Here is a 12,893-nt window from a genome sequence, read left to right on the forward strand (position 1 = left end):
GCACTAGCTACGGCGCGAAAGTGCATCCATGTTCCGAAACATTGCTCATTACTTCTTAGCTCTGGTCGTGCTGTCATCGTGCGCGCTGATGTACGATTCGTTTTCCAAACGATGGTTACTGCCGCCGGTGGTTGAAACGGTTGAAATTGTCGATCACAAACCACAAAACAACGACGACTTGGGTGACATTTTCCCGGACGGCGCGTGGCAACGCGGACTCTGCAAGAAACTTAAGACGGCCGATGGCGAACTGCTGTTCCAGCATTGGGAACAAATCGCTGACGACCAGTGGAAACTCTGGCCCATCACGTTAGTGGTCGGCCGTGGCACAACGGATCAGCCCAACCCTGAACCAATCATTCTGGAAGCCGCCGAAGGAGCCGAGATTCGATTTACCGAATCATTGGACATGATGAGCGGCGGTGCGCCGCCAATCGAACGCGGACGCATGATGGGAATCGTCGAAATTCGCCGTCCCACGGTGGATCCCAATAAGAGTCCGCTGTTGATTCGCACGTCCAATGTTGGAATCGACAATCGCAAAGTATGGACCACCGAACCGATCCGATTAGAAATGGGCGAGACCCGGATGGTCGGTCGCGACTTGACGTTGCATCTGGCCGCTTCGGCCGGATCCGATCAAGGTGGCAGTGGTGCGGCGGCGATTTTGGATCGCATGGAACTGATTTACTTAGACGAGTTCATCATTCCGTTGGAAAAGAACTCGCTCGCGAAAAGCCAGCAGAAACAATTTGATTTACCTGCGCCTTTGCCGGCCATCGAAGGCGAAAAAGAACTGACTCGGCTCGCTGATTTCGGATCGGTTCCCGAGACTGCGGTCGTCACCAAGGAAGCCGCCGCCTTTGTCAAGCTAAACTGCGATGGACGCGTTGAGTATGACTTTGCGTTGGACCTGCTTTCACTGCGGGAGCACGTCTCGCTTCAGCATCACGTACCCGGTGTAGCAGACGACCAATTTGAATGCGAATCGTTGGAGCTGAGTTTTCGCGAACCCGAAAACCGAAATCTGCCGCGCGTCAGCGCCCTGGACTGGCTTAGCAAAATTGACGCGCAGGGCACGCCCGCCGTCATTGACTTGCCCAGTCTGGACTGTCGTATTACGGCCGATCGCATTGAACTTGATGCTCTCGGCGGATTGTTACGTGCCAGCGGTGGTAAAGGCGTCGAGATTCGACGTGGTACGTTGTCTGCTCAATTGAGTCAGCTTTCCTACCAGTACAATCCCGAAACCCCCGGAGCGATTGGAACGATCGACACGTTTGGCTGGGGCATCGTCAACGTACTGGATCCAGAACTTCCGGTTCGCCAGTTCCGATGGTCAGACAGCTTCAAACTACAGCCGATTGGCACACCGCTGCCCGGCAAGTTAGACAATGATCTCTCGATCCAAGTCAGCGGTGACGTGCAGGCCCGATTCACCGATGGCGGTGATTTTCGTTCCGATGCAATCGATGGTGTACTGCGAGCGGTCACGGTGCCTAGCGATGCAAGCAGTTTGGGCGTCGCGGGAGCAACCAGCGAATCCAAGCAAACCATTCGTCCCGACCGTTTTCAAGCGATCGGCAACGTGCATCTAAACAATGCCGCCGTGAATGCAAAGACTCAGCGGTTGGTGCTCTTTTTCGTCGACGAACCCAATCCAGAAGTGATCACGGAGCCGAACGGTCAAACGGATCCTGCTCCCAACAGTCCACTGCGACAATGGGTTGCTCAGCCAACCGATCAAGATCAACCGAAACAGCCTGTCGCTAGGAAGATACCGAAAGTCACCGGCGACGAAATCGCCGCCAAGCTTCGGATGAATGAAAGCGGTGTCAGCGTCAAGGATCTAAGCGTCGCGGGCAATGTCGAACTGATTCATTCCATCGAAGCCGGTGGGCAAACCTTGCCAGCCGAACTGACGGGGAGTGAATTGCTTTTGACCAGCGAAGCCGGCAAAGACGTGCTGCAATTGGGAAGTCGTCCCGGTGTTCCATCGGAGTTCAAGCTCGGCGACGGTTACTTCATCGGTCCCCAAATCAACATCTGGCCCAGCGACAATATCGTGCGCATCGAAGGCGCCGGGCAGTTTCAGATGCCAAGTGCCATTCTTCCGCAGTCACTCTCGGGTGACCGCCCGGATAAAGTTCGTTGGACCAAACCGCCGAACTGTAAATGGAACGGCGAGATGATTTTCGACGGCAAGACAGCGGTGTTGACCGATGGAGTGGACATTACGGCGGAATTGGTCAACCAGGGAAAACCTTGGTCGATTCACATGATCGGTGATCGATTGGAACTAGTGCTGCTGGAAAACATTGAATTCGGCGAAGCCCAGTCGCTTCGCGGAGCATCGATCCAACAAGTGACGTTGCTGCAAAGCGAAGATCAGCCGGTGCTGGTTCAAGCCGAACAATTCGCAGCCGACGGAGTGCGTGAAGCTCGGCATGTGATGCAAGCGCCCCGGTTAATGCTACTTCCCGGCGGAGGCGGCAAGCTAATCGGTGCTGGTCCGGGGTGGTATCGATCTTGGATGTATGCCGATGCAAAAGGCCCGCTGTCGCCATCCGATGCGAAGACCCAAGCCAATGCAGGGTCGACCAAAAGCCGCAGTTTGATGGGCGTTCACTTGGTCTACCACCAAGCGATGCAAGGCGATCTAGCGAATCGATCGCTGTCGTTCTTGCGTGGAGTGCGTGTGGGTGTCAAGCAAGTTGTCGATTGGCAAGATACATTTGATGCGCATCAGATGGATTCCATTTCCGATGGCGAGTCTACAGTCGATTGCGACACGCTTCAGTTGACGGTCGCGCCGGGGATGGAAAACCGTCCCAACATTCCGGGAATCAGCACTCCTTGGGAAATGAAAGCGCAGGACGGAGTCGTTTTTCGATCTCGCAGCGAACAAGGCTTGCTCGAAGGAACCGCCGCGAGAGCCGTTTATTCGTCTTTGAAAGACTTGTTCACGCTGGAAGGTGCTCCCAGTCGCGGGGCGGTGATTCGTAAAACCGAAGCCAACGGCAAAACGGGACCGAATATGACTGTCCGAAAGATGACAATTCGGCCCAAAACTCTCGAAATCGTCGACATGGTTTTGGAAAGATTCAGCGCGGGCAATTTACCGCAACGAGAAAATCGTTAACGGCAACCCGGTGCTTTAGTCAGCTTGCCTCGATTTGATCAGCTACGTTTCGGGCTTTGCGTTGACCCTCTGCACGCAGTCACGGTAAGATATCGAAACGATTCGTGACCGTTTTTCTCGCTTGGTTTTACGCCCGCCATGTCGTCCATTCGATTGTTGCTCAATCCCACTCGGACGGCTAAGCAAGGCGTGCAAGTCAATATCGGGAAATTCAGTGACGAATACATCCAAATGACTACCACGCTGACTTGTCATGCCGATGACATGGCCGCGATTGGTGTTTCGGATGGCGATTCCGTTCGCGTTCGCACTGAACATGGTGAAGCCCAGTTTACGTGCGTCCAAGGCAAGGTGCCCGAAGGGATGGTTTTTGTTCCGTATGGTCCACCGACGTGCAAGTTGATGGGCGGCGATACCGATGGTACCGGTATGCCGACCAGCAAAGGCTGGGAAGTCGACGTGGAACCAGTTCAATAGGAAAACACCATGCTCAATGATGCCGAAGCAGAACCAGAAAAGGATCTGTCGGGTCCCGATTCGCCCCACTTTCAGTTGCCTGCCGGCGTGGACGACGCGGTCGAAAAAGTGGACGGATGGGAAGAAGTTGCCGAAGGCCGTTTCATGCCGCGACGAGTCCGCGGAAGTTGCCATGGCCGTGCGCTTGGTTGAACGTTCACCGTTCCCGCATCCGGTTCGGATGCCGACAACACGTGTGACGATCAGTAACCGTTTCGAGTTTGGTCCCCGAATTTGGCTTTTCCACTGAGCCTGAATTGGATTTGGCCGGTATCTCAAACGCGCGAATCCTAGTAGCCGCAACTCTTTTTTGGGCCAGCCATGAGCGAACTTAAAATCATCAACAACGCGACGTGCACTTTTTGCGGATGCGTGTGTGACGATATCCAGCTGCACAGCGATGGCAACCGAATTCACAAAGCAGTCAAAGCTTGCGTGCTCGGCAAAGCCTGGTTCTTAAATCACACGGGCGACAAGAAGTATCCCGACGCGATCGTCGATGGCAAAGAAACTTCGGTCGAAGAAGCGATCCAGGTCTCGGCGGATTTGCTTTATGACGCGGACATGCCGTTGGTTTACGGCATGAGCAATACGACTTGCGAAGCACAAAAGGAGTGTGTGGCGTTGGCGGACCAGCTTTGTGGTCTGCTCGATAGCCACACATCGTTGTGACACGGTCCGACCGAAATCGCAGCCCAGTTGGGCGGCAAAGTCACTTGTACTCTCGGCGAAGTCAAAAACCGTGCTGACTTCATCACTTACTGGGGCGGTAACCCGGCAGAATGTCATCCGCGTCACTTCACTAAATATTCGCTCATGCAAAAGAGCAAGCACCTACCGGCGGGCCGCAAAGACCGCACGATGGTGTTGGTCGATATTCGCGAAACCAAAAGCGTCAAAGCGTCCGATGTCTTTTTGCAAGTTCGGCCTGGAAAGGACTTTGAATTGATCACGTTGCTCCGAGCGATGCTGCGTGAACAAAAAGTCACGGACGACCAAATTGCCGAAACTGGACTCACACGAGAACAATGCGTCGACTTTCTGGACCGCGCCAAAGCGGCCAAGTTCGGTGTGTTTTTCTTTGGCATGGGATTGTCCATGACGCGTGGAAAACACATGAATTCGGCAGCTCTACTGACGCTGGCCGCCGAGCTCAATGCGTTTACCAAATTTGTTGCGATGCCGATGCGAGGCCACGGCAACGTAACGGGCGCTGATGTGATCATGCGATGGCAAACGGGCTATCCGTTCGGTATCACGTTCAACCGCGGATACCCCCGGTACAATCCGGGCGAATTTTCGACCGTGGACGTGCTGGTGCGTGGTGATACCGATTGTGCATTTATCATTGGTGCCGATCCGGGCGCGACAATGCCGCAGCCAGCGATCGATCACATGGCCAAGGTGCCCACGATCGTGTTGGACCCGCACGTGACGCACACCAGCAAGCTTGCCAAAGTCCACATCACGACCGCTCCTGCGGGCATCGCCGCACCCGGCACTGCTTACCGCATGGACGAAATTCCACTGCCACTTAAACCAGCGATCGATTCGCCGTACCCATCGGACGAAGAGGTTGTGCGTCGGATCAATGAAGCGGTCGCACAGAAAGCCGATTGGCTGGGAACACGTCCGCAGTCGATCCAACATCAACCGATTAGTTAACTACCCAACCTCGCGTTCCGATCCGAAGTGCCAAGCCTCGATCCAACGAGGCTGAATCGATTCACTAAACAAAATTGTTCGACTCGGCGTCCGACCAGACGCTGCGTGTCGCTTGGCAGCCAGCTAAGACCGCCTTTTACCTAACCATTTTTCTGAGTTTCAACATGCTGCGTGTCACCGGCGGAAAAGTTTTTGATCCGGCCAACGGAATCAACGGGGAAGTGCGCGATCTATGCGTCGACCAAGGTCGCTTTGTTGGCTCGGTCGATGGAGGCAAGACCATCGATGCCACGGGCATGGTGATATTCCCGGGCGGCGTTGATGTTCATACTCACGTCGCGGGGGGATCAATCAACTTTGCCCGCGCGATGACGCCCGAAGACCATCGCCGCACTCAAGCATTCATTCGTACAAAGACGCGGCGTAGCGGAATCGGTGGCATGGCGCCCACGACGTTTGCCACAGGGTATCTGTATGCAGGAATGGGGTTCACGACGGTCAACGAAGCTGCCGTGCCAGTGCTGTCGGCACGACACACGCACGAAGAGCTGAGCGATATTCCAATCGTCGACAAAAGTTCGTTGGTGTTGATGGCCAACAACGAAATTCTGTTGGATTTGATCGAAAAAGGCGAACTCGAACGTGCTAAGCAAGTGCTGGCGTGGTACGTCAGTTCTGCCAAAGCCTACGGGGTCAAAGCGGTCAATCCGGGCGGAGTCGCAGCTTGGAAATACGGTAACGATGCCAAGACGCTGACCGAGACAATCTCAGGCTACAAAACCCTGACGCCTGGCAATGTGGTGACGAATTTGGCCAAGCTGGTCGATGAACTCGGCTTTCCGCATCCGATCCACTTGCACTGCAACAATCTGGGAGCGCCTGGCAACATTTCGACGACCATCGAAACGATGAAGCACTTGGAAGGTCATCGCGCTCACTTGGCTCACCTTCAGTACCACGCGTACGGCGGTGACGATTGGACGACCATGCGATCCGAGGCGGCTCAGTTGGCTGAGTATTTCAACGCACACCCCAATATGACCACCGACGCAGGGGCGGTTTTGTTTGGCGACACGGTTACCATCACAGCCGATGGACCTTGGCAGCATTTGTTGTACAAGTTGACCGGTCGCAAGTGGGGCAACTTGGATGTGGAAAACGAAACCGGTTGCGGCATCGTTCCCTACACCTACAAGCCCAGCAACTTGGTCAACGCTGTCCAGTGGGCTGTCGGACTGGAGTTGTTGCTGTTGATTGACGATCCGTGGCGAGTCTTTCTGTCGACGGACCATCCCAACGGAGCGTGTTTTTGGCGATACCCCGAAATCGTGAAGCTGTTGATGTGTGCTGATTTTCGCAACGAATGCATGCGGAAACTTCCGGTATCGATCATGAACAAGATCACGCTTCCAGAGATTACGCGTGAGTACACGCTGTACGAAATCGCCACGATTATGTCAGCGGGGCCAGCACGAGCGTTGGGATTGAAACAAAAAGGCAACCTTGGCATCGGTGCCGATGCCGACATCGTGATCTACAACCAAGAAGACGATGTTGAACACATGTTTGGTCACCCGCGTTATGTGATCAAAGGCGGCGAGGTGGTGATCGAAGAAGGCGAGATTCGCGAAACACCGGACGGGCGTGAATTTATCGTTCAGCCGAAATACGAATCGGATACCGAAGCGTTTCTGCAGCCGCTCTTTGAAGAACTGTACACCATGCAGTTCGAGAATTATCCCGTCGAAATGGAACGAATCGAGCATCCTGACATTCAAGAGTGCGTACCGGTCGAATGAGCACAATTACATTAACGCTAAAAGAATCGCCTTCGGTACCATTGGAAACGGAGGTCATCACGCCGGACACGGTTGCCGATTTGTCGCGATCGGAAATCGCTGCGCTAACGGTCTACCACGGAAAGCGTGTTTGCCGGTTAGACGACTTCTTTGATATCGATGGCGAAAAATCAGAGCACATCGAAATCCACGGCGACCTTCACCGTGTCCGCATGATCGGCAAAGGAATGAGCCGTGGCAGTTTGTCGATTACCGGCAACGTGGGCATGCATTTGGGAGCCCAGATGTCTGGTGGAACGATCACGGTCAACGGCAACGCTAGCGACTGGATCGGTGCGGAAATGACCGGCGGCCTGATTCGCATTCACGGCAACGGCGGCGGACAGATCGGAGCCGCGTACCGAGGGAGTTTGGCAGGGATGCGAAACGGCACGATCCTGGTCGACGGAACAGCGGGGCTGGAAGTCGGCATGCGAATGAAACGCGGCACAATCGTGATCGGCAAAACCGTGCGAGATTTTGCGGGACTTCAAATGAAAGGCGGCACGATTGTGATGCTGAGTGGTGCGGAGATTCGCACGGGAGCTTGGATGAATCGGGGCACGATCATTTCGTGTCAGCCGACGCAGGTGATGCCCACGTTCGCGTACAGCGGGGCGTACAATCCGACGTTCGTCAACGTTTACGCCAAGCACTTGACTCAGTATGGAATTGACTTGCCATACAAAGTGTCGGCCGGGACTTACAGTCGCTACGCCGGTGACATGGGCGTCAGCGGAAAAGGCGAACTGCTGGTTTGGAATCCGGTTTGAACCAATGCTTGCGGGGCACGCCCTGCATCGGCTGCCAGCTTTATTTCTCGCCCGAGATGGATTCTGCGATGTTCTGGGCGTGATCGCGAACACGATCGTACGCGTTCAACGCCGCCAAGAAAGCGACGCTGACTTGGGGGGCAATCTCGCCATTTGAAAGATCGTCCAAGTGAGTTCGTCGAAGCGTTTTGATTTCGACTTTGATGCGTTTGGAGGCAGGATCACTTTTGACGGCGATATTCTTGTTGCCCGACATTAGTGCGGCGTTGATCGCCGACAGGTATTCCGCCAAGTGCTGATTCAGTTGGTTCAGCTCATCGCGTTGTTGCTGGGAATACCGAAGTCCGTCTCGCCGCAGTTTGCGATCGAAACGATTCAGATTGACGATGTAATCGCTGATCGATTCGTACTCGTCGGCCATCCGAAGCTGCAATCGGGCTTCGTCCGCTACCGAGTGCGGCACGCTTCCGGAGATCAAATTGGTGATAAAGACCGCCATTTCGTCGTGGATCGAGTCGAGAACTTGCTCGCGTTGTTTCAATCGATCGCCCAGGGCGGCATCTTGTTCGTCCTGTTGTGTCAGGTCGCTCAGCCAGACAAGCATCTTGTCGCAGCCGTCGCCCATGCGTTGGATTTCTTTGCGAGATTGTTCGATTGCCAAAAGTGGCGTTTCCAGCATTCGGATATCCAGATCCGTCAGACGAGCTTTCTCCTTGAACTCTTTGCCCGGCACCAGCCAATTTAGCATTCGGACAAGGATGCCCGCGAACGGCAAGAACATCAGTGTATTGACGACGTTAAAAATAGAGTGGGTCGCTGCGATTGCCGCTGTTGTATTGGGGTAGGTCGTTGATTGTTTGCCCGTGTCCGGATTCGTCTCGACGACCGCTTGTCCCACGTCAGCTTGCAGAAACCAGTTCTCCAACCAAGATCCTTCCAAGAAGGATCCCTTGATAAAGGATCCTTCGACCAGCCAGGGAATGAAGCTCACGTACCACTGGAAAATCGCTGTGATCCAAAGCACGCCGATGATGTTAAAGATCACATGAAAGTAGGCTGCCCTGCGTGCATTGGTCGTCGCACCTAGCGAAGCCAAGAACGCTGTGATGGTCGTTCCGATGTTTTCGCCCAGCACCAATGCCGCGGCGGTTTCGTAGCCGATAATGCCTTCGGTCGCCAGCGAAATCGTGATTCCTAGCGTGGCCGATGATGACTGAACCATTGTCGTCAGCAGGCATCCGACCAATGCGCATTTCAATACGCCCCAGTACGTGTCCGCAGTAAACGCTTGAAACCAAGCTTCAAACTGCGGCATTTCTTTGATGATCTTGCAGGCATCTTTCATGATCTCCAGGCCAAAGAAAACCATTCCGACGCCCATCAGGGCCAGAGCCCAGTAACGCCAAAGTTCGCGCTTCGAGAAAAGGTAAATGAACGCGGTCGCCCCTAGAAGCGGCAGACCGTATTTGCCCACTTTCAACACCAAGATCCAGCCGGTGATCGTGGTCCCAATATTGGCGCCCATAATCACGCCGACCGCTTGAGACAAACCCATCACGCCGGAGTTGACGAATCCAACAACCATGACCGTGGTCACGCTACTGGACTGAACCACGCAGGTCACAATCACACCCACAATGACGGCGAAGAAGCGGTTGCCAGTCACCATCGCGATCATCCGTCGCAAACTAGCTCCAGCGACCGCTTGCATGCCTTCGGACATGTTTTTCATGCCCAACAGGAAAATGCCCAGCCCGCCGATAAGCTCCATCGTTAGTGTTAAAAGATCGGAAAAGTCCAAGGTGCAGAATCCTGTGCCAGAATGGTATCGAGAGGGCGGGGCACGAATGTTAAGTCATACTCTTGGCAGGGTTAAGATGGGGGTGGGGCAATTGCTACATGTCGAGACGTAATTCCTTAAAACACGATAGAAACGAAGGTTTTCGCGTTTGCGAAAGTCTGGGAAATCCGGCCAGAACGCCCCTGTACGGACTCGGTTTTGGCGGGGCCTATCCCGGGCGCGGGCCGTGGATCGGGCACTGGGATTTTGGTCGCTGGGACATTGGACACTGGAACAGACTTGCACACTGGGATGTTGCACACTGGGATGTGGGGGCCGGAACTGGGGGCCGGAATCGGGAGATGCAGCTCCGAGATGTGAACGGGTGTCCTTACGCGACAACTACCGCCGCCGTGTTCAGCTTCGACACGGCTTAATCGCCCAGGACTAAATCGCACACCAGCCACCGGTCTGATCGGGCTGCGTGGCGGTACCAAATCGATTCAAGTTGATCGGGTTTGTGAGTTTGGAAGCGGCAATTCCGATCGCGATCGGGTGCATCTGCACAGGCAACTGGATGTGCGTTGGGGACACACTGCGAGCGAGTCATTTGGACTTGCTGATTCGATTGAAAGTGTCGGTGGACTGAACGGTGAGTTTCCGTTCTGATAACGTCTCGATAGAAATTTAGTTTCGGGGATCACGGGAACAGTCGAAGGCAAACAAGATGGATTTGAATGAGCAAGATTTGGTTGATTTGGGCATCGCTGAACTAGGAATTACCGTCAAGACAGTCCTGCGTAACACGTCCCCTTCGCAGCTCTACGAAGAAGCGATCCGCGACGAACCTGGCACTGCGATTTCAAATGCCGGTGCCTTGATCGCGTACTCCGGATCCAAGACAGGTCGTTCGCCCAGCGACAAACGAGTTGTTCGAACGGCCGAAACCGAAGGCGATGTCTGGTGGGGACCGGTCAACATCCCGTTGGACAAACACGGGTTCGACATCAACCGCGAACGCGGCATCGACTATCTGAACACTCGCAAAAAACTTTACATCGTCGATGGCTACGCGGGTTGGGATCCCAAGTACCAAATCAAAGTTCGGGTTGTTTGTGCGCGTCCCTACCATGCGTTGTTCATGCACAACATGTTGATTCGTCCAACGATGGAACAGCTGAAAAGTTTTGGCAAACCAGATTGCACGATCCTGAATGCTGGCGCGTTTCCTGCAAATCAGCACACGACCGGGATGACGTCCAAAACAAGTGTTGACCTGGATCTGGACGCCAGAGAAGTCGTGATCCTAGGAACAGAGTATGCCGGGGAGATGAAGAAAGCCGTTTTCACGTTGATGAACTATCTGATGCCCAAGCAGGAAGTTTTGTCGATGCACTGCAGTGCGACTGTCGACAACAGCAACGAAAATGCCACGGTGCTATTTGGTCTTTCCGGAACCGGAAAGACAACCTTGTCGGCCGATCCCCACCGACAATTGATTGGCGATGACGAGCACTGTTGGAGCGACGATGGAGTTTTTAATATCGAAGGCGGCTGTTATGCGAAAGCCGTGTACCTGACACGCGAAGCAGAGCCGCAGATTTTCGACGCACTGAAATTCGGGGCTGTTTTGGAAAATGTGGTTTACGATCAGGCCGATCACCACGTGGATTTTCGGAACACGTCGGTCACCGAAAACACGCGTGGATCCTATCCGATTGAGTACATCGACAATTCGGCAATCCCGTGCCTGGCCGGGCACCCCAACAACGTGATCTTTTTGACATGTGACGCGTTTGGCGTTTTGCCGCCGGTTTCGCGGCTCAATCCAGCCGAAGCCGAGTATCACTTTATCAGCGGATACACGGCCAAAGTCGCCGGTACGGAAATGGGCGTGACGGAGCCGCAGGCAGCATTTTCGCCTTGTTTCGGCGGCCCGTTTTTGGTTTGGCATCCGGCGAAGTATGCCGAATTGCTTTCGGAAAAAATTGGGCGACACAACGCAAACGTTTGGCTGGTCAATACAGGATGGACTGGCGGAGCGTACGGCACCGGTGAACGCTTTAGTCTGAAATACACTCGGGCCATCATCGATGCGATTCACTCGGGGCAACTCAAAGATGCGCCGTCTACACCGGATCCAAACTTTGGTTTCGATGTCGTGACGCAGTGCGAAGGCGTGCCCAGCGAGTTGTTGGTACCGCGACAGACGTGGAAAAGTCAGGCCGATTACGACGCAACGGCGGCGAAACTGGTTGTCTTATTTCAAGAAAACTTTAAGACGTACGCCGAAGGTGTTCGGGCTGAAGTCTTGGCGGCCGGCCCGCAGGCGTAGTCGCACCCGTAAGCAAATCAGCCAGCGAAGGGCTGGCCGATCAACCTATCGGCCGGATTGTTTTTTCAGCTGGCGATACCGCAAGATCGACTGCCGTTTGGATTCGGCATACTGGCGATCGAGCGGATGCAGTTCCTTGAGCGGTTTGCGGAGCAGCTTTCCCGCTTGGGTCGTGATCAATATGTAGCTGCTGCTGACGCCGAGCGGTTTGCCAACTGCGATGGTCGCGCCGGTGTGATCTCGCCAAGATCGGATCTCGAATCGCGGCCGCACCGGACCCGGGTTTTGAGCGTCGCTTTTGTCTGGGACTTGTCGAGTGTGCGACGTGTTCGGGACCGAAATCTCTGGGGCTGATTCGGCTTCGCTTCGCGGCATTTCGCGGACCATTTTCTTGGCTTGATGGCCATCATTCTGTGTTAAGACCAATGACCGGACCGCGATTGGTTGTGCGGACCGTTTGCCTGCTTCCCTGTTCAGATGCCGACCGATTTGCGACAAGGCCAGCTGCCCGCTTGCGATCTGAGTCGTAAGAGCCACGCAGGCGATCGAAAGCAAAGCGACACGTCGTTTCATGGCAGCGGCTGATTGGTGGCAGGAGCTGGGAGGCGAAGAGGTTACGTTTCCAGCGTACCACTGGGCACGACGATCTCAGGCCAAATGCCGACAAAGTCACGCATCCGGGCGTTGGGCTCGCCTGATCTTCCACACAGCAATCCTCAGGAGTGCAGTTGATGGAATCGATTCAATCCGCAGAATCATGACTTTGTCCTCGTTTGGATGCCATTTGGCTGTTCGAGGCTGGGTTGTCGCGGAAATACAGTGATTTTTGGGGCCTCGATCTAGG

At 54.5% G+C, this 12,893-nt stretch carries 10 protein-coding genes; 8 read left to right on the forward strand and 2 right to left on the reverse strand.

Going from position 1 to position 12,893, the window contains the following annotated elements:
* Positions 1–28 precede the first annotated feature (28 nt).
* The 7 genes from K239x_RS09445 (at position 29) to K239x_RS09475 (ending at position 7,934) form a co-directional block, all read left to right on the forward strand.
* A complete protein-coding gene (locus tag K239x_RS09445; protein ID WP_145417576.1) occupies positions 29–3,142 on the forward strand; it encodes a hypothetical protein in 3,114 nt (1,037 codons plus the stop codon).
* A 138-nt stretch (positions 3,143–3,280) separates the two neighbouring features.
* Positions 3,281–3,619 carry a molybdopterin dinucleotide binding domain-containing protein gene (locus K239x_RS09450; protein WP_145417577.1) on the forward strand — a complete coding sequence of 113 codons (339 nt, stop codon included), beginning with the start codon at positions 3,281–3,283 and terminating at the stop codon, positions 3,617–3,619.
* A gap of 9 nt (positions 3,620–3,628) precedes the next feature.
* Positions 3,629–3,811, forward strand: coding sequence for a hypothetical protein (locus K239x_RS09455; RefSeq protein WP_145417578.1), 183 nt, complete (start codon positions 3,629–3,631; stop codon positions 3,809–3,811).
* A gap of 168 nt (positions 3,812–3,979) precedes the next feature.
* Positions 3,980–4,330, forward strand: coding sequence for a hypothetical protein (locus tag K239x_RS09460; protein WP_145417579.1), 351 nt, complete (start codon positions 3,980–3,982; stop codon positions 4,328–4,330).
* A gap of 27 nt (positions 4,331–4,357) precedes the next feature.
* Positions 4,358–5,323: a formylmethanofuran dehydrogenase subunit B gene (locus K239x_RS09465; RefSeq protein WP_419189871.1), complete on the forward strand. Its 966-nt coding sequence runs from the start codon at positions 4,358–4,360 to the stop codon at positions 5,321–5,323.
* Between the two features lie 164 nt (positions 5,324–5,487).
* On the forward strand, positions 5,488–7,122 hold the full coding sequence (locus K239x_RS09470) for a formylmethanofuran dehydrogenase subunit A (RefSeq protein WP_145417581.1): 1,635 nt from the start codon (positions 5,488–5,490) through the stop codon (positions 7,120–7,122).
* On the forward strand, positions 7,119–7,934 hold the full coding sequence (locus K239x_RS09475) for a formylmethanofuran dehydrogenase subunit C (protein ID WP_145417582.1): 816 nt from the start codon (positions 7,119–7,121) through the stop codon (positions 7,932–7,934). Before K239x_RS09470 ends, K239x_RS09475 begins: the two co-directional genes overlap by 4 nt.
* Before the next feature lie 40 nt (positions 7,935–7,974).
* On the opposite strand, the gene K239x_RS09480 is transcribed toward K239x_RS09475, so the two are convergent.
* Positions 7,975–9,705: a Na/Pi cotransporter family protein gene (locus K239x_RS09480; RefSeq protein ID WP_419189872.1), complete on the reverse strand. Its 1,731-nt coding sequence runs from the start codon at positions 9,703–9,705 to the stop codon at positions 7,975–7,977.
* Positions 9,706–10,441: 736 nt separating this feature from the next.
* On the opposite strand from K239x_RS09480, the gene pckA reads away from it, so the two are divergent.
* Complete coding sequence (gene pckA, locus K239x_RS09485) at positions 10,442–12,049, forward strand: phosphoenolpyruvate carboxykinase (ATP) (RefSeq protein ID WP_145417584.1); 1,608 nt, start codon at positions 10,442–10,444, stop codon at positions 12,047–12,049.
* A 45-nt stretch (positions 12,050–12,094) separates the two neighbouring features.
* Here the strand turns inward: pckA and K239x_RS09490 are convergent, their stop codons facing one another.
* A complete protein-coding gene (locus tag K239x_RS09490; RefSeq protein ID WP_145417585.1) occupies positions 12,095–12,622 on the reverse strand; it encodes a hypothetical protein in 528 nt (175 codons plus the stop codon).
* Positions 12,623–12,893: the final 271 nt, after the last annotated feature.

Origin of the sequence: Stieleria marina (assembly GCA_007741555.1) — a bacterium.
Taxonomy (GTDB): domain Bacteria; phylum Planctomycetota; class Planctomycetia; order Pirellulales; family Pirellulaceae; genus K23-9.